Annotated in this window: 19 protein-coding genes; 15 read left to right on the top strand and 4 right to left on the bottom strand. The window is 71.2% G+C overall.

Annotation, left to right across the window (positions count from 1 at the left end):
* Positions 1–54: 54 nt before the first annotated feature.
* On the bottom strand, positions 55–1,479 hold the full coding sequence (locus tag M1L60_RS08855; protein ID WP_253236842.1) for a hypothetical protein: 1,425 nt from the start codon (positions 1,477–1,479) through the stop codon (positions 55–57).
* Between the two features lie 918 nt (positions 1,480–2,397).
* Positions 2,398–3,150 carry a glycerophosphodiester phosphodiesterase family protein gene (locus M1L60_RS08850; RefSeq protein ID WP_253236841.1) on the bottom strand — a complete coding sequence of 251 codons (753 nt, stop codon included), beginning with the start codon at positions 3,148–3,150 and terminating at the stop codon, positions 2,398–2,400.
* Positions 3,151–3,305: 155 nt separating this feature from the next.
* Between M1L60_RS08850 and M1L60_RS08845 the strand changes: the two genes are divergently transcribed.
* The 15 genes from M1L60_RS08845 (at position 3,306) to M1L60_RS08775 (ending at position 23,141) form a co-directional block, all read left to right on the top strand.
* Positions 3,306–4,946 carry a GMC family oxidoreductase gene (locus tag M1L60_RS08845; protein WP_253236840.1) on the top strand — a complete coding sequence of 547 codons (1,641 nt, stop codon included), beginning with the start codon at positions 3,306–3,308 and terminating at the stop codon, positions 4,944–4,946.
* 14 nt (positions 4,947–4,960) lie between these two features.
* The gene (locus tag M1L60_RS08840) at positions 4,961–5,995 is read left to right on the top strand and encodes a quaternary amine ABC transporter ATP-binding protein (RefSeq protein ID WP_253236839.1); all 1,035 of its coding nucleotides are present in this window, start codon (positions 4,961–4,963) and stop codon (positions 5,993–5,995) included.
* A gap of 397 nt (positions 5,996–6,392) precedes the next feature.
* Positions 6,393–8,345 carry an ABC transporter permease gene (locus M1L60_RS08835; protein ID WP_253236838.1) on the top strand — a complete coding sequence of 651 codons (1,953 nt, stop codon included), beginning with the start codon at positions 6,393–6,395 and terminating at the stop codon, positions 8,343–8,345.
* On the top strand, positions 8,342–9,298 hold the full coding sequence (locus tag M1L60_RS08830) for an ABC transporter substrate-binding protein (RefSeq protein WP_253236837.1): 957 nt from the start codon (positions 8,342–8,344) through the stop codon (positions 9,296–9,298). The genes M1L60_RS08835 and M1L60_RS08830 overlap by 4 nt, the downstream gene beginning before the upstream one ends.
* Before the next feature lie 3 nt (positions 9,299–9,301).
* A complete protein-coding gene (locus M1L60_RS08825) occupies positions 9,302–11,653 on the top strand; it encodes a GcvT family protein (protein WP_253236836.1) in 2,352 nt (783 codons plus the stop codon).
* 16 nt (positions 11,654–11,669) lie between these two features.
* Positions 11,670–12,806 carry an N-methyl-L-tryptophan oxidase gene (gene solA, locus M1L60_RS08820; RefSeq protein WP_253236835.1) on the top strand — a complete coding sequence of 379 codons (1,137 nt, stop codon included), beginning with the start codon at positions 11,670–11,672 and terminating at the stop codon, positions 12,804–12,806.
* Positions 12,803–13,921: an aromatic ring-hydroxylating oxygenase subunit alpha gene (locus M1L60_RS08815; RefSeq protein WP_253236834.1), complete on the top strand. Its 1,119-nt coding sequence runs from the start codon at positions 12,803–12,805 to the stop codon at positions 13,919–13,921. The genes solA and M1L60_RS08815 overlap by 4 nt, the downstream gene beginning before the upstream one ends.
* A gap of 87 nt (positions 13,922–14,008) precedes the next feature.
* The gene (locus M1L60_RS08810) at positions 14,009–14,785 is read left to right on the top strand and encodes an L-type lectin-domain containing protein (protein WP_253236833.1); all 777 of its coding nucleotides are present in this window, start codon (positions 14,009–14,011) and stop codon (positions 14,783–14,785) included.
* A gap of 77 nt (positions 14,786–14,862) precedes the next feature.
* The gene (locus tag M1L60_RS08805; RefSeq protein WP_253236832.1) at positions 14,863–15,678 is read left to right on the top strand and encodes a glycosyltransferase family 2 protein; all 816 of its coding nucleotides are present in this window, start codon (positions 14,863–14,865) and stop codon (positions 15,676–15,678) included.
* Complete coding sequence (locus M1L60_RS47750; RefSeq protein WP_253236831.1) at positions 15,675–16,799, top strand: glycosyltransferase family 4 protein; 1,125 nt, start codon at positions 15,675–15,677, stop codon at positions 16,797–16,799. Before M1L60_RS08805 ends, M1L60_RS47750 begins: the two co-directional genes overlap by 4 nt.
* On the top strand, positions 16,796–18,709 hold the full coding sequence (locus M1L60_RS08795; protein ID WP_253236830.1) for a putative glycosyltransferase family protein: 1,914 nt from the start codon (positions 16,796–16,798) through the stop codon (positions 18,707–18,709). The genes M1L60_RS47750 and M1L60_RS08795 overlap by 4 nt, the downstream gene beginning before the upstream one ends.
* Positions 18,706–19,470, top strand: a complete 765-nt coding sequence (locus M1L60_RS08790) for a hypothetical protein (protein ID WP_253236829.1) — start codon at positions 18,706–18,708, stop codon at positions 19,468–19,470. Before M1L60_RS08795 ends, M1L60_RS08790 begins: the two co-directional genes overlap by 4 nt.
* Entirely contained in the window at positions 19,464–20,708 is a 1,245-nt protein-coding gene (locus M1L60_RS08785; protein ID WP_253236828.1) for a lipopolysaccharide biosynthesis protein, read from the top strand. Before M1L60_RS08790 ends, M1L60_RS08785 begins: the two co-directional genes overlap by 7 nt.
* Positions 20,705–21,928 carry a glycosyltransferase family 4 protein gene (locus tag M1L60_RS08780; RefSeq protein WP_253236827.1) on the top strand — a complete coding sequence of 408 codons (1,224 nt, stop codon included), beginning with the start codon at positions 20,705–20,707 and terminating at the stop codon, positions 21,926–21,928. The genes M1L60_RS08785 and M1L60_RS08780 overlap by 4 nt, the downstream gene beginning before the upstream one ends.
* Entirely contained in the window at positions 21,903–23,141 is a 1,239-nt protein-coding gene (locus tag M1L60_RS08775) for a glycosyltransferase (RefSeq protein WP_253236826.1), read from the top strand. Before M1L60_RS08780 ends, M1L60_RS08775 begins: the two co-directional genes overlap by 26 nt.
* Here the strand turns inward: M1L60_RS08775 and M1L60_RS08770 are convergent.
* Positions 23,075–24,646, bottom strand: coding sequence for a glycoside hydrolase 5 family protein (locus M1L60_RS08770; RefSeq protein WP_253236825.1), 1,572 nt, complete (start codon positions 24,644–24,646; stop codon positions 23,075–23,077). The two genes, M1L60_RS08775 and M1L60_RS08770, sit on opposite strands and share 67 nt — an antisense overlap.
* Before the next feature lie 164 nt (positions 24,647–24,810).
* On the bottom strand, positions 24,811–26,367 hold the full coding sequence (locus tag M1L60_RS08765) for a precorrin-2 C(20)-methyltransferase (RefSeq protein WP_253236824.1): 1,557 nt from the start codon (positions 26,365–26,367) through the stop codon (positions 24,811–24,813).
* Positions 26,368–26,371 lie beyond the last annotated feature (4 nt).

Here is a 26,371-nt window from a genome sequence, read left to right as displayed (position 1 = left end):
GGCACACAAAAAGGCGGCCCGCGAACCGCGGGCCGCCTTTCGTTCTGGTGCCGGTTACTCCCAGGTGCTGCCCGGGAGGCGGCGGCGCCGGGTCAGCGCCATGATGATCAGACCGATCATCAGCAGGACCGCCGCGCCACCGACCACCGCGACCGTGTTGTTACCGGTCAGGGCGAGCAGGCCGCCGTCGTCCTTCTTGGTGCTGGCCTGCACCTGGGCCACCTGGTCCTCGACCGGCGCCTTGTTGCCGGAGTTGAACTGGCCGTCCTCGTAGGTGTAGTCGGTGCCGGCGATCGGGGTCTTGCTGACGGTCGGCTTGGGCTTCGGGGCCTTCGTGGCCGGCGGGGCCTCGTTCTGGTCCTCGTCGTCGCTGTTCTCGTTGCCGCCGTTGCCGGCGTTCTCGTTGCCGGCGGTGGCCGGCTTGGTCGTGGCCGGCTTGGTGGGCTTGGTCGTGGTGGCCGGCTTGGTCGGGTCCGGAGTGAAGTCGTCCTTCACCGTCGGGGGCGTCGTGGTGGGGTTGTTGACCGGGGGCTTGGTCGGCTTGGTCGGCGAGATGGTGGTGGTGGGGTTGCCGGGCGTCCCGCCGCCGTTGTCGCCATCGCCGCCGTTGTCGCCGCCGCCGTTGTTGCCGCCGTCGTTGTCGCCATCGCCGCCGTTGTCGCCGCCGCCGTTGTTACCGCCGCCGTTGTTGCCGCCGTTGTCGCCATCGCCGCCGTTGTCACCGCCGCCGTTGTCGCCGCCGCCGTTGTCGCCGCCTCCGGCGTTGCGGACGGTGATGCGGACCGAGTCGATCGCGGGGGTCTGGTTGGCGCGGACCATCATCGGCACGCGGTGGGAGCCGTCACCGGCCCATGAGGAGCACTGGGCGGTGCCCTCGGTCGGCACGCCCGGGACCGCGATGGTCACCTCGTCGGGCGTGGCGGAACCCTTGCTGTCCTCGGTGGCGACGAAGAACGCCGGAACCGGGTCGGGCGCGGGCGCCTCGTCGGTGTTGTCGAGCATGCGGCACGCGGTGTGGAAGTGGCCGCGGACGAGACCGTCACGCAGGACCGAACTCTCCACGTAGTAGCCACCCTTGCCGGCCGCGAGGAAGCGGTCACGGATCAGGTTGCGCGTGCTGATCTTCAGCGAGAAGGGCGTGTTGGGCGCGACCTCCTGCGGTGCGTCGGTGATCAGCAGGCTCGGGTTGTCCTTGGCCTCGCCGACCTCACCGAACTCGGTGGACACGCACTTGCTGCCGAGCTGGAAGCCGTCGTGCGGGGCCAGGGTGCTGTCGATGCAGGTGTCGGTCAGGATCACCTGGCCGTTGACGACCTTGCCGGCGCCACTGCCCTCGGGCCGGTCGTTCTCGGCCGCGCCGGAGAGCGAGGCGAATCCGACGGCCGCGCCCAGGGCGGCGATCACGGCGCCGACCGCGAACACTCGTCGGTTGCGTCCCGACGGCGTGGCGGCCGCGCGGCGGTAAGCAGGCCTACGCATGCGTCATACCTCATCTTCGCTGAATCCACCCGGCCCAAATTCCGACCGGCTCCCAGACGGTAAGAGCCAGCCCGCCGGAATGCAATTCCGCCAGCGAACTTGATGAATTCTTAGCCCAGACTTAAAGAAAAAATATGGGCGACCCGTCGAACCCCCGACATCATCCGAACGGCCGATGTCCAGCGTTCAACCAAGATCGCGAAAACTTCGCTGAGCTGGGACTTCGCTCGTGGGCCTCTCGGTGACGCTCCGAGGTCGCCCGACGACGGTTCCGCACGGAGAAATGTAGTACATGTTCATCCCGATGCACCTTGGAGCTGCCTGGGAATTGCGTCCGCCCAGCTTATCGACGCGATTCTTGCGCGAATTCCACCGTTCGGCGGAGGCGGGAGCCTGTGGATAACTCCGGTTCGGTCGGCCCGGGTTGTGGATGATGGAGTCGCCGAATTTGACGGCGTGCCGGAGGGTGGGGGTCCCCCGGGGAGGGTGGGCTTTCGGTGGGACGGCGGGCGTCGGCCGGGATTTGCTGCGTGCGGGGATGGGCTGCCGACGAGGGCTTCCTGCGGGCAGGGGGTGGCTGCCGGTCCGGGGGCTTGCCTGCGGTGGGGGGTGGTGGGTGGCTGGTAGGGGTTTGCCGGCGTTGGGGCGGCCGGTAGAGGGCTGGCTGGCGGTGGCGGCGGGCGGTCGGTAGGGGTTTGCCGGCGTTGGGGCGGCCGGTAGGGGGCTGGCCGGCGGCGGGCGGTCGGTCGGTAGGGGCTTGCCGGCGGCTGGGCGAGCTCGGGGTGCCGCGGTGTCGCCGGCGCCGCTCAGGTGGCTGAGCGTCACGCCGGGCTGCCGGTGCGGTTCGGGGAAGCTCGTGGCTGACCACCACGGCCGCGCGGCGCGAGGCCTGGAACTCGTGCCGGGGCGGGGGCGGTCTCAGAGTGGCAGTCCGCGGGCCGCGAAGACGTCGCGGAGGACGGTCAGGCGGTCGGTCATGATGCCGTCCACGCCCAGGTCGAGCAGGCGGGTCATTTCGGTGGGGTCGTCGATGGTCCAGACGTGGACCTGTAGGCCCAGGCGGTGGGACAGGGATATGAAGCGGCGGTCGACCACCGTGACCCGGCCCAGGCGTGGGGGTGCCTGGACGGCGGCCACTGACGGGGGTAGGCGCAGCGGGAGGCCGGCCAGGGAGGCCAAGCGCAGCCGGGCCACCGATCGGGAGCCCAGCGAGGTGGCGATCGCGGGGCCGGCCAAGGCTCGGGCCCGGGCCAGGCGGCGGTCGCTGAAGGACGCCAGCAGGACGCGGTCGGCGGCCTGCGACCTGAGGATCGTGTCGACGGTGGGGGTCACGCCGGAGTCGGCCTTGATGTCGATGTTGAAGTTGATGGTGGGCCAGGCGGCCAGCACATCGTCCAGGCGGGGGACCAGGGCGGCGCCGGCGATCCGGACCGACTGCAGGTCGGGCCAGGTCAGGTCGGAGATGCGGCCGGCCTGGCCGGTCACGCGGTCGAGGGTGGCGTCGTGGAAGACCACGGGTACGCCGTCGGCGGTGGCGTGGACGTCGGTCTCCACGTAGCGGTAGCCGAGGGTCACGGCGCGTTCGAAGGCCTCGACCGTGTTCTCGTCGCCGTCGGCGGCGCCGCCGCGGTGGGCGAACGCCAGCGGGGTCGGGCCGTCCAGGAAGGGCACGAGCCGATCGTAGGGGCCGGCCGATGGCCGGGGGCGGGGGACGGGGGTCCGACAAAACGGCAGAATAAGACTGTGTTGACGTTGATCAATGCAACTGCCTTTGTTGCACTGAGGTAAAAGTCTGTTGTTGACATTGACCGGCGCCACGCGGACTGATGATTCTTTGTCCACGGCTCGGCGGAAGGTGGCGCACGCTGGAAACCATCGAGTACGACGTGGTGATCATCGGCGGTGGCACGGCCGGGTCGGTCGTCGCGTCGCGGCTGTCGGCTGATCCGCAGCTGCGGGTCTGCGTGGTCGAGGGTGGGCCGTCCGACGTGGGTGACCAGGCGATTCTTCGGTTGCGGAACTGGATCAACCTGCTCGAGGGCGAGTACGACTACGACTATCCGATCGTTCCGCAGCCGCGCGGCAACTCGCATCTGCGGCATGCTCGGGCGCGGGTGCTGGGCGGTTGTTCGTCGCACAACACCATGATCAGTTTTCTGCCGCCGCCCGACGATTTCGGCGACTGGGTGGACGCGGGGGCAGCCGGATGGTCGTACGACGAAATGCTGCCTTTGTGGAAGCGACTGGCGGTGAACATCGTCCCCGTGGCCGAGCGTGACCGGAACCCGTTGACCGAGGATTTCGTCACGGCTTGTCACACCGCTCTGGGCGTCCCGATCCACGACGACTTCAACGCCGCGCCGTTCGCCGATGGCACCGGGTTCTTCCCGGTCGGCTATCACCCCGAGACGGGCGTCCGCTCGTCGGCCTCGGTCGCGTATCTGCACCCGCACCTCGACCGGCCCAACCTGACCGTCCTCACCGAGCACTGGGCGTTCCACCTGGATCCGGAACGTGGCGTCTCCGTGCGGGGCGGCGGCACCACCAAACTGATCAAGGCGACGAGCGAGTACGTGCTGTGCGCGGGCGCCGTCGACACGCCGCGACTGCTGCTGCTGTCGGGCATCGGGCCGGCGGCCGATCTGGAGGAGCTCGGCCTTTCCGTACGCCAGGACGTGCCGGGCGTCGGCGAGAACCTGCTCGACCATCCGGAGTCGCTGATCCTGTGGGAGGCGAGCCGCCCGATCCCGCCGATGTCGGCCATGGACTCCGACGCCGGGCTGTTCGTCCGCCGCGAGCCGGGCGCCGCGCGGCCCGACCTGATGTTCCACCTCTATCAGATCCCGTTCACGTTCAACACCGAGCGGCTCGGCTACGACGTGCCCGAGCACGGCTTCGGCATGACGCCCAACGTGCCGCGCCCGCGCAGCGTCGGCCGGCTCACCCTGGCCGACGCCGACCCGGCGACCAAACCGCTGCTCGACTTCCGCTACTTCACCGACCCCGAGGGCTACGACGAGCGGACCATCGTGGACGGGCTGCGCCTGGCCCGCGAGGTCGCGGCGACCGAACCCTTCGCGTCGTGGATCGCCCGGGAGATCGCGCCCGGGCCCGCGTTGCGAACCGATCAAGAGCTTTCGGCGTACGGGCGGGCCGCTCATCACACCGTCTATCACCCCGCCGGCACGTGCCGCATGGGCGCCGCCACCGACGGCCAGGCGGTGGTCGATCCGGAGTTGCGGCTGCGCGGCGTGCCCAACGTCCGGATCGCCGACGCGTCGATCTTCCCGCTGATGCCCTCGGTGAACCCGATGGTGACCGTGCTGATGATCGGCGAACGCGCGGCCGACCTGATCCAGGCCGAGCTGACCGGCCGGCGATCCCGTCCGGCCGAGCGAGCTGACGCGACCGACCACCAGGGTGACCCGGCCTCTCATCGGGCCGATCCCGCCGGACGCCAGGAATAGAGCGGAGTCTGCGGATGGCACCGATGATCGAGATAGCGGGTCTGTGGAAGGTCTTCGGGCCGCGCGCCGAGCGGGTGATCGGAACCCCGTTGGCCGACCTGTCCCCGGCCGAGTTGCGCGCCCGCACCGGTTGCCTCGCCGCGGTGCGCGACGTCAGCTTCGACGTGCCGCCGGGCGAGGTCTTCGTGGTGATGGGGCTGTCCGGCAGCGGGAAGTCGACGCTGGTCCGCTGTCTGACCCGGCTGATCGAGCCGACCAGCGGCCAGATCAGCATCGGCGGCGAGGACGTGCGCGCGATGAACCCGAAGCGGCTGCGCGAGCTGCGCCGGCGGCAGGTCGCGATGGTGTTCCAGCACTTCGGGCTGCTGCCGCACCGGCCGGTGCTCGACAACGTCGCCTATGGCCTCGAGATCCAGGGCGTGCCACGGGCCGAGCGGCACCGGCGGGCGACCGAGACGCTGGCCCTGGTCGGCCTCGACGGTCAGGAGCACCAGTACCCGGACCAGCTCTCCGGCGGCATGCAGCAGCGGGTCGGGCTGGCCCGGGCGCTGGCCGCCGACCCCGAGGTGCTGCTGTTCGACGAGCCGTTCAGCGCGCTCGACCCGCTGATCCGCCGGGACATGCAGGCCGAGGTGCGCCGCCTGCACGCCGAGGTGGGCAAGACGCTGGTCTTCATCACGCACGACCTGGCCGAGGCGCTGACCCTGGGCGACCGGATCGCCGTCCTCCGCGACGGCGCGCTGGTGCAGGTCGGCACCCCGGAAGACCTGGTCGGCGCGCCGGCCGACTCCTATGTGGCCGACTTCGTGCGCGACGTGCCCCGATCCGACGTGCTGACCCTGCGCTGGATCATGCGGGACGCCGCCCCCGGCGAGCTCTGCGAGGACGAACCTCTGAGCCACCGTACGGTCATCCGCGACGCGGTCCACCGCGTGCTGCGCGCCGACCGCCCGATCGCCGTGGTCGACGGCCGCGACCAGCTCGGCGTGATCGACGCCGACCAGCTGCTGCCCGCCCTGATCAGTCACCACCGCCAGGTGCCGGCATGAACCCCCACCCGCCGACCCCGCAACCGAAGCCGACGATGCGCAACGGCCGTGCCGCGCACATCGGGCCGGCCGCGCGGGACGGTCGGGTGCCGCGCGGCGATGGGGAAGTGCGGGGAGGCCAGTCCGCGTGCGGTGGAAGGAAGGCGCGCGGGGAGCTTGCCCCGCGGGACGTCCGGGTGCTGCGCGGCGGTAAGGAAGTGCGAGGAGGCCAGACCCCGCGCGGTGGCAGGGAAGCGCGCGGTGGTCGGGAAGCGCGAGGAGATCTGGTCACGCGCGATGGTCGGCCGGGGGAGGAAGTGCAGGCTCCGCGCGCCCACCGTGTCGCGCGAGGAATGCGGGTGGGGCGAGGACGTCGGGCCGCGGGCGGGGAGAGGGCCGGCGTGGGGAGGGGGCGGGCGTGACCGCGACGTTGCCGGCGCTTCGGCCGGACGGGCGGGTGGTCGAGTCGGCCCCGAGTGTGGCTGGGCCGCGGCGGCGTGGGGCGGGGCGGCGGCGGATGGTGGCCGCGGGGGCGGTTGTCGTGACCGTGGTGGCCTATCTGGTGTTTCGGACGGAGGGGGCAGCCGACAGCAGCGACGCGGCCGCGTTTCGGTTCTTCGACCGTGTGCGGGACTGGGTCGATGCCAACCGCGACTCCAGCCCGTTCTTCCTGTACGGCTTCAACTACGTGCGGCTGGGGGTGCGGCTGCTGGTCGACGGCGTTTACGGGGCGCTGACCGGGCTCGGCTTCGCGGGCCTGGTGGCGGCGGTGGCGGCGATCGGCGCGGTGCTGGCCGGGTGGCGCACGGGGTTGCTGGCGCTGGGCGGGTTCCTGGCCTTCGGGGTGCTCGGGCTGTGGGAGCAGAGTGTCGACACGCTGGTGCTGACGGTCTCGGCGGTGTTGCTCTCGGTGCTGATCGGGGTGCCGCTCGGGATCCTGGCGGCCCGGGTGCGGTGGGTCGGGGCGACGCTGCGGCCGGTGCTCGACGTCATGCAGATCATGCCGACGTTCGCCTATCTGGCCCCGATGACGTTGCTCTTCCTGATCGGGGAGCCGGCCGCGGTGATCGCCACGATGATCTACGCGGTGCCGGCCACGATCCGGATCACGGCGCTGGGGATCAGCGAGGTCTCGCCGACGGCGGTGGAAGCGGCCACGGCGCTCGGCTCGACCCGGTGGCAGCTGCTGGGCAAGGTGCGGCTGCCGATGGCTCGCACCACGATCGCGCTCGCCGTCAACCAGACGATCATGCTGGCGCTGTCGATGGTGGTGATCACGGCGCTGATCGACGCGCCCGGCCTGGGGCAGAACATCGTGAGCGCGTTGCAACGGGTCAACGTGGGTGCGGCCTTCGACGCCGGGCTGGCCATCGTGATCCTGGCCGTGGTGCTCGACCGGATAACCACCAACGCCGCCCGCCGCACCCGGGTCCACCGCACCGCTCGGCAGCGCCGGCTGCGGTGGGTGGGCGCGGGCGTCGCGCTGGCCGTCGTGGTGGTTGCGGCTGTGGTGCGGATCGATCCGGACGACCTGCCCGGCTACTCGTTCGCGGGGCCGGTCAACGACCTCGTCGGGTGGATCGAGCTGCACTGGTTCGACGTCACCGAGGGGCTCAAGAACGGGATCAGCGCCGGTGTGCTCGATCCGCTCGAGACCGTGCTGGTGACCACGCCGTGGTGGCTCTTCGTGGCCGCTGTGGCCGCCTTCGGCACGCTGATCAGCGGGTGGCGGGCGGCCCTGATCGCCGCGCTCGCCTCGGCCGGGATCGCCGGGCTGGGCCTGTGGCAGCACTCGATGCAGACGCTGGCCACCGTGCTCGTGGCGATCGTGCTGACGATGACCATCGGCGTGGCCGTCGGGGTGTTCTGCGCGCGTCACGACCGCCTCGCCACCGGGATCCGCCCGCTGCTGGACGCGGCCCAGACCATGCCCTCGTTCGTGTATCTGCTGCCGGCGGTGGCGTTGTTCGGCGCGAGCCGGTTCACCGCGATCGTGGCTGCGGTCATCTTCGCCGTGCCGCCCGTGGTGCGACTGGTCGAGCGGGGGCTGCGCGACGTGCCGCCGACCGTCGTCGAGGCCGCGCTCTCGGCCGGCTCGACCCCGCGGCAGCTGCTGTGGAAGGTGCAGCTGCCGATGGCCCGCGGTGGCCTGCTGCTCGCGGCCAACCAGGGGATCGTCATGGTCCTGGCCATGGTCGTCGTGGGTGGCCTGGTCGGCGCCGGGGCCCTCGGATACGACGTCGTGGCCGGCTTCTCGCAGCGCGAGCTGTTCGGCCGGGGCCTGGCCGCCGGGCTCGCCATCGTGCTGCTCGGCATCGTGCTCGACCGCTTGACCCAGGGTTTCCACCACACGAAGGGACCTCGACGATGAGAACTCTGCGGACGGCCGCCGCGGCGGCGCTGATAGTGACCCTGACCGCGTGCGGCGGCGCCACCTCGGGCGCGGGGGAGGACGAGCCCAGCGCCGGGGCCAAGGGCACAGTGAACCTCGCGATCAACCCGTGGGTCGGCTACGAGGCCAACGCCGCCGTCATCGCCCACCTGCTCGAGAAGAAGATGGGTTACACGGTCGAGAAGAAGGACCTCAAGGAAGAGATCGCCTGGCAGGGCTTCGAGACCGGCGAGGTCGACGCGATCGTCGAGAACTGGGGTCACCCCGACCTCAAGAAGACCTATATCGAGGACAAGAAGGTCGCCGTCGAGGTCGGCCCGACCGGCAACCAGGGCACGATCGGCTGGTACGTGCCGCAGTGGATGGCCGACAAGTATCCCGACATCACCGACTGGAAAAACCTCAACAAGTACGCCGACCTGTTCAAGACCTCGGAGTCGAAGGGTAAGGGGCAGTTCCTGGCGGGCGACCCGTCCTTCGTCACCAATGACGAAGCCCTGGTCAGCAATCTCAAGCTGAATTACACAGTGGTCTATTCGGGCAGCGAGGCGGCGATCATCAAGGCCGCCCAGCAGGCCTCGGCCCAGACCAAGCCGCTGCTCTTCTATTTCTACGAACCGCAGTGGCTGTTCGCCCAGGAGAAGTACGTCCGGGTGAAGCTGCCCGAGTACAAGGAGGGCTGTGACGCGGACACCAAGAAGGTGGCCTGCGACTACCCGGACTACGTGCTCGACAAGATCGCCAGCAAGAAGTTCGCCGACGCCAACAGCACCGCCTATCAGTTCATCAAGAACTTCACGTGGAGCAACGACGACCAGAACCTGGTCTCGGACTACATCACCAACCAGGGCATGTCGGCCGAGAAGGCTGCCGAGAAGTGGGTGACCGAGCACGAGGCCACCTGGAAGCCCTGGATCCCGGCCGGGAGCTGAGCCATGGGCCCGAAGGTGGTGATCATCGGCGCCGGGATCGTGGGCTGTGCCCTCGCCGATGAGCTGACCATGCGCGGCTGGACCGACGTCACCGTGCTGGAGCAGGGGCCGCTGTTCGTGACCGGCGGTTCCAGCTCGCACGCCCCGGGACTGGTCTTCCAGACCAACCCGTCGCGGACGATGGCCCGGATGGCGAAGTACACCGTCGAGAAACTGACCGGGCTGGACTGCTTCCGCCCGGTCGGCAGCCTCGAAGTGGCAACCACGCCGGAACGGCTGCAGGAGTTGCACCGCCGCTTCGGCTTCGGCCAGTCGTGGGGGATCGGCTCGCGGGTGATCGACCCGGTCGAGTGCGCCGAGCTGTTCCCCCTGCTCGACAAGAGCCGGGTCGAGGGCGGACTGCACGTGCCGACCGACGGCCTGGCTCTGGCCGTCGAGGCCGGTGAGCGGCAGGCACGAAGAGCGAAGGAGAACGGCGCCCGATTCGTCGCCCAGGCCCGGGTCGTCGAGTTGATCATCGAAAAAGGAAAGATCAGCAAAGTACGCACGGAAGGCGCGACATATCAGGCCGACATCGTCGTCAGCTGCGCCGGGTTCTGGGGCCCGCGGATCGGGGCGCTGGCCGGAGTCACGATCCCCCTGCTGCCGATGGCCCACCAGTACGTGCGCACCGGCCCGGCCGGCGCCCACGACGACCTGCCGATCCTGCGCCACCAGGACAGGGACCTCTATTTCCGGGCGCACGGCGAGGCCCTGGGCATCGGCAGCTATCTGCACGAGCCGATGCCGGTGGGCCTGGACGAGCTGTCGAAGGGTGAGCACCCGTCGATGCTCCCGTTCACCCCCGACACTTTCGGCGAGTCCTGGGCAGCCGCCGCCGACCTTCTGCCGGTTGTCAAAGATGCCGAACGAACCGACGGATTCAACGGTGTCTTCTCGTTCACCGCCGACGGCTTCCCGTTGCTGGGCGAGGCGGCCGACCGGCCCGGCTTCTGGAGCGCCGAGGCGATCTGGGTGACCCACTCGGCCGGCGCGGCGCGCGAGGTCGCCGAGTGGATGGTCACCGGTCGCCCGAGCATCGACCTGCACGAGTGCGATCTCAACCGCTTCGACCGTACGCAATTGGCCCCGGCCTACGTGCGGGAGCGCTCGATCCGCAGCTTCGTCGAGGTCTACGACATCGTCCATCCGCTCGACCCGCCCGGTGTCCGCGACGTCCGCACGACACCCTTCCACGCCCGGCACGTCGAGCTGGGCGCGGTCTTCGGCGAGGCTGCGGGCTGGGAACGGCCGCTCTGGTACGAGTCGAACCCGGCCCCCGTGCCGAGGGAGCGGGACGCCTGGTCGAGCCGCCACTGGTCGCCGATCGCCGGGACCGAGGCCCGGATCACCCGCGAGAGCGTCGCCCTGTACGACATGACCCCGCTCATGCGCCTCGAGGTCGACGGCCCGGTGAGTTTCCTGCAGGCCATGACCAGCAACAACGTGGACAAGCGGGCTGGCTCGGTGACGTACACGATGCTGCTCGACGAGGCCGGCAAGGTCCGCAGCGACGTCACGGTGGCGCGGCTGGGCGAGGAGAGGTTCCAGGTCGGTGTCAACGGCCCGATCGACCTGCACTGGCTGCGCCGGCACGCGCCGCCCGGCGTCCGGATCCGGGACGTCACCGGCAGCACCGGCGGGCTCGGCGTGTGGGGTCCGCGGGCTCGCGAGCTGGTCGCCCCGCTCACCGACATCGACGTGTCCAACGAGAGCTTCCGCTACTTCCAGGCTCGGGAGGGCTATGTCGGCACGGTCCCGGTGACGATGCTGCGGCTGTCGTACGTGGGCGAGCTGGGCTGGGAGATCTACACCCGGGCCGATTGTGCCCTGAAACTGTGGGACACCCTGTGGGCGGCGGGCCAGGGGTTGGGCCTCATCGCCGCCGGGCGGGCCGCTTTCACGAGCCTGCGCCTCGAGAAGGGCTACCGGCTGTGGGGCACCGACATGACCGCCGAGGACACCCCGTACGAAAGCGGGGTCGGTTTTGCCGTTCGCCGCGACGCCGGTGACTTCATCGGGAGGGATGCGCTCGACGAGAAGACCGACCGGCTGCTCACCTGCCTGGTGCTGGACGACGCCGGTTCCGTGCCGATGGGCCGCGAGCCGGTGTATGACGGTGGGACACCGGTCGGCTTCGTGACCAGCGCCGCCTACGGCCACACGGTGGGGGCGCCGATCGCGTACGCCTGGCTTCCGGCCGCCCTGGCCCGGCCCGGCGCCGAGGTCACGATCGGCTACTTCGACCGCCGGCTCCGCGCCACCGTCGCCGCCGAGCCCCTGTTCGACCCCGAGCACGAACGGCTGCGCGCCTGAACCACCTGGAGGCATCTTGTCGGCGTACGACGTCATCGTTGTCGGTCTCGGCGGCATGGGCAGTGCCGCCGCCTTCCAGCTCGCGGCGCGCGGTCAGCGGGTGCTCGGCCTCGAGAAGTACGGTCCGGCCCACGACCGCGGGGCCAGCCACGGCGGCTCCCGGGTTACCCGGCAGTCGTACTTCGAAGGCCCGGAGTACGTGCCGTTGCTGCTGCGCGCGTACGACCTGTTCGACCAGCTCGCCACGGACTCGGGCCGGGACGTGATCACACTGACCGGTGGCCTGATGATCGGCCGCCCGGACAGCCGGACCGTGGCCGGCAGCCGGGCCAGCGCCGAGCAGTGGGGCCTGGAGCACGAGATCCTGGACGCGGAAGAGTTGCGCCGACGCTTCCCGACCCTGGCCCCGCAGCCCGACGAGATCGCGCTCTACGAGGCCAAGGCCGGCTTCGTGCGGCCCGAGGCGACCGTCGCCGCCAACCTGCAGCTCGCGGGCAAGCACGGCGCCGACCTGCGCTTCCACGAGCCGATGACGAGCTGGGAGCCGGTCGGCGACGGGGTGCGGGTGACCACCGCGGGCGGCTCGTACACGGCCGGTCAGCTGGTGCTCGCGCCCGGGCCGTGGGCGCCCGAGCTGCTGGCCGACCTGGGGATCGAGTTCCGCATCGAGCGCCAGGTGCAGCACTGGTACCAGCCGCGCGGCGGCGTCGAGCCGTTCCGGCCGGACCGGCACCCGATCTATGTCTGGGAGGACGCCGAGGGTGGCCAGATCTACGGCTTCCCGGCCATCGACGGGCCCGAGGGCGGCGCCAAGATCGCGTTCTTCCGGCGGGGCACGCCGACCACGCCGGACACCCTGGACACCGCGGTCCACGAGGACGAGATCGCCGAGATGGTCGCCTACTGCGGGCGGCGGCTGCCCGACCTGCCCGGCCGGTTCCTGCGCGGCGAGCCCTGCATGTACAGCACCACGCCGGACGAGCACTTCGTGATCGCCCGCCATCCGGCCCATGAGTCGGTGACGGTGGCCTGCGGGTTCTCGGGCCACGGGTTCAAGTTCGTGACCGTGGTGGGCGAGATCCTGGCCGACCTGGCGACCTGTGGCGCGACCGTCCACCCCATCGGGCTGTTCGATCCGCGGAGGTTCGGATGACGTCGTCCCTGATGCCCACGCTGGCCGGCCGCTACTACACCGACCCGGCGATCTTCGCGGCCGAGCAGGAGGCGATCTTCGAGCGGATGTGGTTCTGCGTCGCCCGGAGCACCGACATCGGCGAGCCGGGCTCCTTCCGTACGGTGAATGTCGGTCGGGAGAACTTGATCGTCACCCGCAGTGCCGACGGACAGGCCAGAGCCTTCCTCAACGTCTGCCGCCACCGCGGCGCCCGGCTGTGCGTCGAGGAGTCGGGAAACGTGAAGCGGACGTTCAGATGCTCGTATCACGCGTGGGCGTACGGCCTCGACGGCAAGCTCGTGGCCGCGCCCAACCTGGTCAAGATGCCGGACATCGACCGAGATGAGTTCGGGTTAAGAAAAGTGCAGGTCAGGGAGTGGCTGGGCTACGTCTGGGTATGCCTGGCCGACGAGCCGCCGAGCTTCGAGCAGGACGTCATGGGGGCCTGCGCCGAACGCCTCGGTGACCTCGCCGCCATCGGCCGGTACGCGCTGGAGACGCTCGAGGTGGGCCGGCGCATCCGGTACGACGTGGCCGCCAACTGGAAGCTGATCATCGAGAACTTCATGGAGTGCTACCACTGCGCGACGATCCACCCCGAGCTGGTGCACGTGCTGCCGGAGTTCGCCGGGGGCTACGCCGCGCAGTACTACGTGGGACACGGCGCCGAGTTCGGCCGGGACGTGGCCGGCTTCACGGTGGACGGCAGCCCCGGCGTGGCCCCGATCGGCACCCTGGCCGCCGAGCAGGACCGCCGCTACTACGCGATCACGATCAAGCCCCAGGTCTTCGTGAACCTGGTGCCCGACCACGTGATCTTCCACCGGATGTATCCGCTGGCCGTGGATCGCACCATCGTCGAGTGCGATTGGTTGTTCCGGCCCGACGTGGTCTCCTCGGGCGTCGACCTGAGCCGCTCGGTCGAGCTGTTCGATCGGGTCAACCGTCAGGACTTCGAGGCGTGCGAGCGCTGCCAGCCGTCGATGGCCTCCCGGACGTACGCGCAAGGGGGTGTGCTCGTGCCGAGCGAGCACCACATCGGCGCGTTCCATTCGTGGCTAACGGAGCAAGTGCCTCCGATTCGGGATAAATAGCCTCATCTCACTCACGCGGTTCTGCGCGCTGCCCTACCTTAGGCCACGTCCTAGTGGGGCAAAATATCCGAATTGGAGCGCAGAACTGTGTCTTCCTCACGTTCCTCGAGGGTGGTGTGGGGTGGCCTCGCCGCCGCCCTGACCCTCTCGATAGCCGCAGCGGGAGCACCCGCCCTCGCGGCTGACGACGACCCGCTGATCGACTACCCGACCTTCAAGGGCGCGGGCAAGAGCCTCGACCGTAACGGCGCGGCCGACCTGATCCTGTCGTCCGGCGACAAGGTCCGGCAGAAGATCCTGCGGCTCACCCCGGGTGGCTACCGCCAGTCCGGCTCGGCCTGGTCGCTCGAGAAGCTCGACGTCACGCAGTCGTTCGAGTCCGCGTTCAAGGTCTACCTGCACCACTTCCGGCCCGGGGCCGACGGCATCGCGTTCGTCGTGCAGACCGAGGGTCCGCGGGCGCTCGGCGGGTGGGGCGGCGGCCTGGGCTACCGCGGCATCAAGCCGAGCCTGGCCGTCGAGTTCGACACCTACCAGAACTCGTACGACCCGAGCCGCAACCACCTCGCGGTCGTGCTCGGCGGCAACCCGGACTACCAGGAAGACACGACCGAGGCGCCGATCCCGTTGTTCGGCAAGCCGTTCAACGCCCGGATCGTCTACGACGCCGAGGACCACCGCCTGCGCGTCTACGTCAAGGCGCTGAGCGCCGGCTCGACCGAGCAACTGGTGCTGGAGCGCGGGATCGACCTCGCCCAGCACGTCCGCGACTCCGAGGCGTGGATCGGCTTCACCGCGTCCACCGGCACCGGCCTGTCGAAGCAGGACATCTACTCCTGGACCGTTCACGGTTCCGGCGTCTGACCAGGTGGCCCGCCGGTGCCCCGACAGGCCCCGGCGGGCGCCTCCCGCACGACCCCACCGAGTCTTGGAGTGAAGTCATGTCCACGGTTCCCTACACCCGCCCGGAGGCCGGAGCGGGCGCCGAGATCCCGCCGCCGATGCTTGTCGCGGCCGGTGAGCCCCTGGTCAGCGTCATCATCCCCGCGCTCAACGAGGCGCTCAACCTGCCCCACGTGATGGCCGCCCTGCCCGCGGTCGACGAGGTCATTCTGGTCGACGGCGGATCCACCGACGACACGGTCGACGTGGCCCGCCGCCTGATGCCGGGCATCCGCGTCGTCCGGCAGAACCGCCGCGGCAAGGGCAACGCGCTGGCCTGCGGGTTCGCCGCCGCCACGGGCGACATCCTGGTCATGATCGACGCCGACGGGTCGACCGACCCGCGCGAGATCCCCAGCTTCATCGCCGAGTTGCGGGCCGGGGCCGACTTCGCCAAGGGCTCCCGCTTCGCCGGCAGCGGCGGCAGCGCCGACATCACGCGGCTGCGCCGGGCCGGCAACCGCTGCCTGAGTGCCATGGTCAACCTGCTCTTCAACACCCGTTACAGCGACCTCTGCTACGGCTACAACGCCTTCTGGGCCCGCCACCTCGACGCGTTCGCGCTGGACAGCACGACCCGGGCCGACGGCCGGTTGTGGGGCGACGGCTTCGAGATCGAGACCCTGCTGACCCTGCGGGCGGCCCGGGCCCGGCTGCGCATCGTCGAGGTGCCCAGCTACGAGCAGCAGCGCATCCACGGCGAGAGCAACCTCAACGCGTTCACCGACGGGCTGCGGGTGCTGCGCACGATCGCCCGCGAGTGGCCGCGCCGGCGGCGGGCCGCGACCCAGCCGGCGCCGGAGCGCGCGCGGTGAGGATCGGCGTCGTCACGAGCGCCTATCATCCCGACATCGGGGGCGTCGAGACGCACGTCCGGCGGCTGTGCGCCGCGCTGGTGGCCACCGGCGACGAGGTCGAGGTGCTGACCCAGCACACCATCGGCTCGGTCGAATCGATCGACGGAGTGCTGGTCCGCCGGTTCCCGCTCACGGTCAAGGCGGCCAACTACCGGCTGTCGATGGGCCTGTGGCGGTGGCTGCGCCGCAACGCCGGCCGCTACGACGTGCTGCACGCGCACAGTTATCACGCGTTGGCCGCGCTGCCGGCCGCGCTCACCAACCGCACGCCCCTGGTGTTCACGCCGCACTACCACGGCACCGGGCACAGCCGGCTGCGCGCGGCGCTGCACCCGATCTACCGGCCGCTGGGCCGGCGCATCGTGGCCCGGGCCGGGCGGATCATCTGCGTCTCCCGGGCCGAGCGGGAACTGCTGATCAACCACTTCCCGGAGGCGCGAGGGCGGCTGGTGGTGGTACCCAACGGCACCGACCCGGCCCCCGACCTGGTGGCCGGGCCCGAGCCGGGACGCAGCATCCTCTGCGTCGGGCGGCTCGAGCGCTACAAGCGGGTCGATCGGGTGATCCAGGCGATGGTCCACCTGCCGGCCGACCACCGGCTCGACGTGGTCGGCGCCGGGCCGGCCCGCGAGGAGTGGGAGTACCTGGCCGAGCGGCTCGGGCTGGGACCGGAGCGGGTCGTCTTCCACGGGCGGCTGCCCGGCGGCGCCTTCCAGGCCCGGATGGCGTCGGCCGCCGCGGTGGTCTCGGCGTCCGGCCACGAGGCGTTCGGCATGGCCGTGGCCGACGCGCTGACCGCCGGCATCCCGACCGTGGCCAGCTTCATCCCGGCTCACCGGGAGCTGGCCGCGATGGTCACCCCGGGCGCCCCGCTGTGGCTGGTCAACCCGGACGACGAGGCCGCGCTGGCCGAGGCCCTGCGGGTCGCGGCGGGCACGGCCCGGGCCGAGCACGGCCGCAACGCGTTGCCGACCTGGAGCGACGTCGTGCTGGCGACCCGCGAGATCTACGCCAGCGTCGCCCCGCCCGTCCACATCATCCAGCAGGCCAAGGCCGGCGCCGGAGCCGGCGACCGATGACCCTGACCCGGCCGGCCCCCGGCCCGACCGCCGCCGTCGCGAGCCCGCCCGAGGCGCCCGCGACGGCGTCGCGCCGACCGGCCGTCCTCTGCGCGGCCACCCTGACCGGGGCCGGGTCGGCCGGGGCGGCCCTGCTGGTGGCGGCCAACCGTGCCGCCGAGTGGGACACCGGCCGGCAGTTCGCCCTGTTCTGGGCGGGCATGCTGGTCTTCACCCTGCCCGCCGTGTACTGGTTGGTCCGCCGCGGTTCGGGGGCCCGGCTGCGGGTGGCGGTGCTGACCGCGTACGCGGGCTTCACCTACTTGCCCAAACTGCTGCGCACGCCGGACGGGCCGCTGTTCCACGACGAGTTCGCCCACTGGCGTCAGGCCCGCGAGATCCTGCTCGACGGCCACCTGTTCGAGCAGAACCCGATCGTCAAGGTGGTCGGCGACTTCCCGGGTCTGCACTCGACGGTGGCCGCGATCAGCGGACTCACCGGCGTCTCGATCTGGCACGGCGCGCTGATCGTGCTGATCGTGGCCCACCTGCTCGTCGTGCTGGGCGTGGCCGTGCTGGCCGAGGAGATCTGGCAGGACGCCCGGATCGCCGCCGTGGCCACGATCATCTACAGCCTCAACAGCTCGTTCCTCTTCTTCGACACCCAGTTCGGGTACGAGTCGCTGGCCATCCCGCTGCTGGTGTGGACCCTGGTCGCGTTGCACCGGGCGATGCGCGGGCCGGCCGGCCGGGCCCGGCTGGGCTGGTCGGCGGTGACCGTGATGCTGTCGGCCGCGACCATCGCCACCCACCACCTGACCGCGCTCGGGCTGCTCGGCGTGATGCTGATCCTGTGCGCGGTGGCCACGGCCCGGGCCCTGCGCCGGATCAACCCGCGCGCGGTCACCTGGACCGCCTGGGCGCTCACCGTGGCCGCCACCGTGCTGGTGGTGGCCTATCTGTGGGTGGTCGCCCCACGGACCGCGGGCTACCTCGACCCGTACCTGGCCAAGGCCCTCGACCAGATCGCCGGGATGGCCGGCGAGGGCGGGGGCGGCGGCCGCACCCTGTTCCGGGAGTCGATCGCGCCCTGGTGGGAGCGGGCGGCGGCGTTCGGCGCGCAAGGTGTGGCCGCGTTCGGCATGCTGGCCGCCGCGCTGTGGCTGCGGCGCAAGCGCGAGGGTGACGCGGTGTCGCGCAACGGCGCGCTGGCCATGTTCGTGCTCGGCTCGTGCTACTTCCCGGCGGCCCTGCTGATCCTGACCCCGAGCGGGGCCGAGGGCGCGCGCCGCTCGTGGGCCTTCAGCTATCTGGGGATCGCACTGGTCGTGGCCCCGCTGGTGATCTGGCTGCTCGACCGGGCGCCCCGGTACACCGGCCCGGCGCTGCTGGCGGTGTGCGCGGTGGTCATGGTCGGCAACACGGCGGCCGGCATGAACCCGTCCTACCGGTTCCCGGGCCCGCCCGTCTTCGGCTCGGACACCCGCTCGTCCATCCCCGAGGTGTCGGCCGCGTCGGCCTGGCTGCGCTCGACCCAGGGCCGGGACCTGCGGATCGTGGCCGACCGCTACTCCGGGCTGATCTTCGGCTCGTTCGGCGGGCAGCGGCCGGTCACCGGCTCGGTCACGTTCCCCACGTACGAGCTCTACCTGGCCCAGCCCGACCGGAAGATCTCGCCCCAGCTGATCACGCAGCTCAGCGAGTGGCGCTTCACCTACCTGATCGTCGACCGGCGGATGGCCCGCGAGGTGCCGGAGATCCAGATCTACTTCGAGACCAATGAACCGGTGCCGCACGGTGACCAGCCCGCGTTCACGCTCGGTCAGCTGACCAAGTTCGACCGGACGCCGTGGACGATCAAGATCTACGACAGCGGCAACATCGCGATCTACCGCTTCGACTTCGCCTCGCTCGGGAAGGCCGTGCGGTGACGACGCCCCGGATCCTCGCCGCCACCTACGTCGCGCTGGCCGTCCTCGCGTTCGCTGACGGGCCGGCCTGGGCCCTCACGCCGCTGTGCCTGGGCGCGCTGGTCGCCCTGGGCGAGTTGTGGCTGCGCGCGCTCACCGGCGAAGCCATGCCCACGGTCACCCGGATCGGGCTGGCCATCGCGGCCGGGCTGGTCAGCCTGCCCTTCCTGGCCATCACGCTGCACGCCACGGGCATCCTCATCCGGCCCCGCACGGTCGCGATCGGGCTGGCCGTCCTGGCCACCGTGCTCGGGGTCGTCGTGCTGCTGCGCGAGCGCGCGCACGGGGCGCCGGTCGACGCGCGCCTGCCGCGCACCGTCGCCGTCGTGGCCGCCTCCGGGGCGCTCACCCTGGCCGTCGGGTTCGTCGCCCTTTCCGCGTACGACCGACTGCCGCACCCCCCGCTGCCGGGTTACACGAGCCTGGCCCTCAACGGGTGGGCCGGCGACCTCCGGGGCCCGGTCACCATCCCGGCCCGCGGCGTCCACGTGCCCGTGCGGGTGAGCAGCGCCGGGCTACCGGCTGCGACCCAGCCCCTGCGTGTCCGGGTCGGTGCCCGCCTGGTCAGCGGCCGGCCGCTCGCCGTCACCCCCGACACGACCCGCTCGGTCGACGTCTTCGTGCCCGCGCCGCCCGACAACTGCCTGCACCGCGTCGAGATCAGCCTGGGCGCCACCAGCACCGTCTTCTATGCCCAGGGGCCGGGACGGCATCGGTGCTGAAGACCGTGGCGCGGGACTCGCTGGCCCGCAACAGCGTCCTGATCATGGCGAGCACGGCCGGCAGCGCCGGGCTCGGATACCTGTACTGGCTGCTGGCGGCGCGGGAGCTGGCCCCGGCCGCGATCGGCCCGGCGACCGCGCTGATCTCGATCTCGGCCGTGGTCAGCATGGTGTCCAACCTGGGCGTCGGGCACATGTTCATCCAGCGGCTGCCCGGCACCGCCGTCGGCGAGTGGTCCCGGATCGTCAGCGCCGGCCTGTTCCTCGGCTGCGGCGCCACCGCGCTCGTCTCGCTGGTCGCGGGTCTCGCACTGCCCGAGCTGGGGAGCCACTTCGCCTTCCTGGGCGACTCGTCCGGCGTCGCGGCGCTGGTCGTCACCGCGGTCGCCCTGACCGCGTCGACACTGCTCGACAACGTGTTCGTCGCGCACCGGGCCGGCCACGGCATGCTGCTGCGCAACCTGGCCCTGGCCGCGGGCAAGCTGGTCACGCTGGCGGTGCTCACGTGGGCCGGCTACGGCGGGGCCGCCGTCGTGCTGATCGCCTGGACGGCGCCGTCGGTCGCGGTCACCGCGTACACCCTGGTCTCGAGCCTGCCCCGGCTGCGTCCCGGCGCCCGGCTCGGCGTCAGCGGGATCGGGACCGAACTGCGCCCCGTCGGCGGCTCGCTGCGCGGCCACCACCTGATCAACCTGGCCCAGGCCGGGCCCACCGCGCTGCTGCCGGTGCTGGTCACGGCCCGGCTCGGACCCGAGGCCAACGCCCACTTCTACGTGGCCTGGATGACCGCCTCGATGCTGTTCATGGTCTCGCCCGCGGTGGCCTCGGCCTTCTACGCCGAGCGGACCAACGCGGCGCCGACCGGCCTGACCCGGGCGGCCGGGGTGGTGCTGGCGGTGACCGGCCCGCCCGCGCTGCTGCTGTTCTTCGCCGGTGAACGGATCCTCGGCCTGTTCAGCGCCGACTTCGCGGCCGAGGGCGGGCTGCTGCTCAAGATCCTGGTGCTGGCCGCCCTGCCCGACGCCGTGACCAACCTCGTCGTCGCCCACTGGCGCGCGCTCGGCCAGTTCCGCCGCTGCCTGCGGCTCAACCTGCTGATGGCCACCACCTGCCTGACGCTCACCTGGCTCTGGCTGCCCGGCACCGGCATCGAGGCGGCCGGCCTCGCCTGGCTGGTCGGGCAGTCGGTGGGCGCGGTGGCGGTGGCGGTCAGCTCCGTCCGGAAAAGAGGGGCATGAGGATCCTGCATCTGTCCAACCTGTACGCGCCGGTGATCGGCGGGCTCGAGCGGAGCATCGCCACCAGCAGCGAGGAGCTGGTGCGGCGCGGGCACGAGGTCACCGTGCTGACGCTGGCGACACCGGCGGCCGGCCACGACGAGACGATCCGGGGCGTACGGGTCAAGCGGGTCCGCAGCGTGGCCAACTCGCTGCTGCCCGGGATGAACCAGGACGCGGCCAAGCCGTTCCACCCGACCACGGCCGACCCGCTCACCACCGCGGCCATCCGGCGGGTGCTGCGCACCGGCGAGTACGACGTGGTGCACAGCCACGACTGGATGATGTACAGCTATCTGCCGCTGCGGTACGGGCGCGACGGGCTGCCCCACGTGCACACGGCGCACGACTTCGGGTTCACCTGCGTCAAGAAGACGTACGCCCGGGACGGCCGCCCCTGCGGCGGGCCCCGACTGGGCCGGTGTGTGCCGTGCGCGAGCGAGCAGTACGGGCGGCCGAAGTCGGCGCTGCTCACCACCGCGTTGCGGGCCCACCGGCACCGGGGGATCGACGCGCTGACGGCCATCTCGCCGTCCGTGGCCGACGGAGTGATCAACGGGCGGCTGCCGGGCCACGTGCCGGTCCAGGTGATCAGCAGCCTGGTGCCGGACGGCCTCGACGAACTGGCCCGGGACACGCCGCGGCCGCAGTGGCTGCCGGACGGGCCGTACCTGCTGTTCGTCGGTCAGCTCGGGCCGCACAAGGGCATCGATGTGCTCTTTCAGGCGTACGCGAAATTGCCGGACCCGCGACCGGCCCTCGTCTGCCTCGGAACGCCCCGCGCGGACACCCCGCCGATCCCACCCGGGGTGCTCGTGCGGCACAACGTCGCGCACCCCGAGGTGATGGCGGCCTGGCACCACGCGGCGGCCGGGGTCGTGCCGTCCGTGCTCGAACCGATGGGGCAGGTGGCGGTCGAGGCGCTGCTGGCCGGGACGCCGCTGATCGCCACCGACGCCGGCGGGCTGGCCACCATGATCCGCGACGGCGAGAGCGGGCTGCAGGTGCCGGTGGGTGATCCGGACGCGCTCGCGGCCGCCCTGACCCGGGTGCTCACCGACCCCGGCCTGGCCGCGCGGCTGCGCGTGGCCGGGCATCAGCGTGGGCTCGACTACACGGCCGCGCGCGTCGTTCCGCAGATCGAGGAGGTCTACCGTGACTGCATCGCCGCCTTCGCCTGAGAAGCCCCGGATGGTGGTCGTCGGCTCGGGCTGGCGGTTCCTCTCCGGGATCAGCTATTACACCTGCCGGCTCAGCAACGCCCTGGACTCCCGCTTCGACGTCGGCGTGATCCTCATGCGGCAGCTGCTGCCGACGCGGCTCTACCCGGGCCGCGACCGGGTTGGTGTTTCTTTGAACAAGCTTTCGTACGACCCTTCGGTACGCGTCCTCGACGGTGTCGACTGGTGGGCGGTGCCGAGCCTGTTCCGGGCGGTGCGGTTCCTGCGCTCGTTCCGGCCCGACGTGATCGTCTTCCAGTGGTGGACGGGCACCGTGCTGCACTCGTATCTCGTGCTCTGCCTGGTCGCGCGGCTGGCCGGGATCAAGGTGGTGGTCGAGTTCCACGAGGTGCAGGACACGGGGGAGGCGCAGCATCGGTGGGCGTCGCTCTACTGCCGGAAATTGATCAAGCCGCTGCTGCGCCGGACGGACGGAGTCATCGTCCATTCCGGCTTCGACCGTGTCGCCCTCCGCGCGACGTACGGCTTGGACGGGGTCCCGGACGAGATCGCGCTGCATGGGCCGTTCGACCATCACGATCGCTCCGCATCTCTTACCGCCGCCCCACCTCGGCCTCGCGCCGCCGGGGGAAGCTGCCGGCTGCTCTTTTTCGGCACCATCCGGCCGTACAAGGGACTGGAAGATCTTGTTCAGGCGTTCGGGCAGCTTCCTTCGCACTACACGCTGACGGTGGTCGGGGAGACCTGGGAAGGCTGGACCCTTCCGGCTGAGATGATCGCCGACTCGTCGGCCCGGGATCGCATCACCTTCGTCAACCGCTACGTCGCCGACTCCGAAGTGGATGAGTTCTTCGCGGCCGCCGATGTGGTGGTGCTTCCGTATCGGCGTAGTTCGGCCAGCGGGCCGTTGCACATCGCCATGAGCCACGGGCTGCCCGTCGTCGTCACCGCGGTGGGTGGGCTCGTCGAGGCGGCCGAGAAGTACTCGGGGACGACCTTCGTCTCGGCCGGCTCGCCGTCGGCTCTGGCTGAGGCCATCGTCGCGGCCTCCGCGAACGCCGGACGGCGGCACACCGACCCTTCCTCATGGGAAGAATCGGTGGCCGCCTTCACGCGCCTGTTCGCCCGTCTCGGTCTGCCGGTGGCTCAGGACGCGGTGATCACCGCGTCGTCGAACCAGACCGTGCCCTTGTTCTCGCCCGACTTGAGGTGAACCTGCATGCTGGTCGAGCCGGCCGGGGCGACCCCGTCCACGACCAGCTTGGTCCAGCCGGTGGTGCCGACCGGCAGCCACGTCGACGTCGCGCCGCCCAGCCACTTGTCCTTGGCGTCGAACCAGCTCAGCGCGATCTGGGTGGTGCCGGTGGCCGCGCTGCCCTTGGCCCACACCTCGCCCCGCCACTTCTGGCCGGCCTTGACCGGGTCGACCGGCGAGACGCGGTACGAGGGCGAGCCGGCCGAGGTCTTGCCGGTGTTGGTGAGGCTGATCGACCACTTGCCGGTGCGGGCGGCCGACTGCGTCTTCACGGCCAGGCCGAGCTCGGGCATGTAGGCGCGCCACGGGCTCTGGCCGGCGGAGAGCTCGAAACTCGGGTCCATCAGCGAAGCGGGCATGGCGGTGTTGGTCCAGCCGGCCTTGACGACCGCGGCGGCCGGCTTGGCCGAGCCGTCGAGCCGGTACAGGCCGTAGTTGTACTGGGCCGGGATGCGGGAGACGGCCGAGGACGGGATGGCGCCCTGGGCGAAGTCGTTCAGCGTCCACGGGGCCACCGACCGCACGCCGGCCACCTCGGCCGCCTCGAACACGCGGGCCAGGAACGCGGCCTGCTCACCCTCGGTGTTCTGCAGGGTGTTGAGGCCGACCTCGCCGATCACCATCGGGTAGGGCGCGACCGTGGCCTGGGCGTTCTGGATGACGGCGAGCGCGCGCTCCGAGTTGCCGTAGAAGTGGAAGTCGAAGTAGTCGATCGGGGTCGAGGCCAGCGCCGACTTGATCTTCGCCATGCCCGGGGCGCCGGACGTGCCGTCGACCGAGAAGGTCAGCGGCATGGTCGGGAACGAGGCCCGCATCGCCGGGACCATCTTCTTGGCCCAGGCGACGGCCGCGGCGTCGTTCGCGTTGAACTCGTTCTGCAGCTCGACCGAGATGACGCGCTTGTCGTCCTTGTAGCGGCTGAGCACGGTGTTGGCCCAGGAGACGCTGTTGGCGACCTCCTCGTAGCCGTCCCACCAGTCGAACAGGGTGAACTTGACGGTCATGCCACGGGCCGCCGCCATGTCGACGAACGCGGCCAGCTTGTCCTGGTAGGCGTACCACGGCTTGGGCCAGCCGAAGGTGGTCGGGAAGATGATGACGCGGACGTTGTCGGCCCCGAGCGCGTCGGCCTTGGCCAGGTCGGCGTCGATCTTGGCGGGGTTCCAGTCCATCCACATCTTCGACCAGCCGCCGCCGGACGGGTAGTAGTTCAGCGATTTGGCCGACTTCACCGCGGCCAGGCGGGAGGCCAGGGTGGGCACGGCCGGCGTCTCGGCCTTGGCGGTGGCCTTGGCCGGGGCGGCGCTGGTCGTCATGACGGACTTGACGGTCGTCTTCGTCGTGGTGGTCGTCGTCTTCGCCGCCGGCTTGGCGGTGGCCGCGGTGGCCGGGGCGTGCGGGAGGGCAAGGCCCAGGAGCAGCGATGAGGCCAGGACTGCGGCGCAGCGGCGAGGCGAGATCACAGTGGGTCGTGCCCTTCGGTAGGAGTCTTTTCGGTGGCGCCCCTTTCATCGGTCGGACAGTTCGCCGCTGTCGGATTCGTGGATTGCAGTGCCGTTGCCGTGGGGAGCGGGCAGGGTGCGCTGACCGAACGCCTCGATCGGCGCCGGTTCGGGTGTGCTGCGGGCTACTCGGCCGGGTAGCTGCGGGGGGTGTAGACGAAGGTGCTGCCGTCGCTGCGCGCCACGGCCCGGGTCTGGGACGAGCCGATGATCAGCAGGCAGCGCATGTCGACCGTGGCCGGGTCGAGCTCACCCAGCGTGGTGACCCGGACGTCCTCCTGCGGCCCGCCGACATCGCGCCCGACGATCACCGGCGTGGTGGCGTCACGGTGCTCGAGCAGCAGGTCACGGGCGTTGACGAGCTGCTCCCGGCGGGTCTTGGAGGCCGGGTTGTAGATCGCGATGACCAGGTCGGCCGCGGCCGCCGCGCCGAGCCGGCGGGCGATGACCGGCCACGGCTTGAGCCGATCGGACAGCGAGACCACACAGAAATCGTGCCCGAGCGGCGCCCCGGCCCGGCCGGCCACGGCCTGGGCGGCGGTGAGACCCGGGACGACCCGCACGGGCACGTCCTTCCACTGCGGGTCCTCACTGACTTCGAGTACGGCCGCCGCCATCGCGAACACGCCGGGGTCCCCCGACGACACGACGGCCACGCGGCGCCCCCGCTTGGCCAGGTCGAGCGCGAACGCGGCCCGCTCGGCCTCGACCCGGTTGTCGGACGGGTGCTTGCGCTGGTGCGCCCCGGTTGCCACCCGCTCCAGATACGGCAGATAACCCACCAGATCATCCGCCTCGGCCAGCGCACCCCGAGCCTCCGGCGTCAACCACAGCGGATCACCCGGCCCCAGCCCGACGACAGTCACGCTCCCACCCGGAGCGCCGGGCCGGCTCTCGCTCCCAGCGGCGGGCCGGCCTGCCTCCTCGGATCGGCCGGCGCCTTTCCCATCCCCTTCCACAAATGCCGTGGCGGCTGGGCTGGGGAGCAGGGCGAGCGAGAAATACGGCACGGAATCGGCGTCGACTTCGGCCAGCGGGGCGCTGCGCTCGTGGTCGGTGGTCGCGCGCTCGACGTACCAGGCGTCTTCGAGGCGGCCGGCCTGGGTGAGGGCCTCGCGTACGCCGTCGAAGGTGCGTCCTAGTTTCATCACGGCAGCGGAATCGGTGCCGGTCAGGCGAGCGGCCAGTTCGGCCGGGGGCAGGGTGCCCGGCAGAACGGTCAGCACCTCGTCGCGTTCCATGAGCGGGCGCCCGAGCACGGCCGAGGCGGCGCTGACCGAGGTGACGCCGGGGACGACCTCGGTCTGGTAGCGGTGGGCGAGGCGCTTGTGCATGTGCATGTAAGACCCGTAGAAGAACGGGTCGCCCTCGGCGAGCACGACCACGTCGCGCCCGGCGTCGAGGTGGGCGGCCAGCCGGTCGGCCGCCTCGGCGTAGAACTCGTCGATCGCGCCCTGGTAGCCGCCCGGGTGGTCGGTCGTCTCGGTGGTCACCGGGTAGATCAGCGGCTCCTCGACCTGCCCGTCGCGCAGCAGGCCGGCCGCGATCGCCCGCGCGTTGCTCCGCCCGTGGCGGGCCGCGTGATAGGCCACCACGTCGGCGCTCTCGATGAGCCGGGCCGCCTTCACCGTGATCAGCTCGGGATCGCCCGGCCCGACGCCGACGCCATAGAGGCGGCCCACCGTG

Origin of the sequence: Paractinoplanes aksuensis (assembly GCF_024137025.1) — a bacterium.
Taxonomy (GTDB): domain Bacteria; phylum Actinomycetota; class Actinomycetes; order Mycobacteriales; family Micromonosporaceae; genus Actinoplanes; species Actinoplanes aksuensis.
The sequence above is the reverse complement of the archived record's forward strand: the minus strand, read 5'-3'. Positions and strand labels throughout refer to the sequence as shown.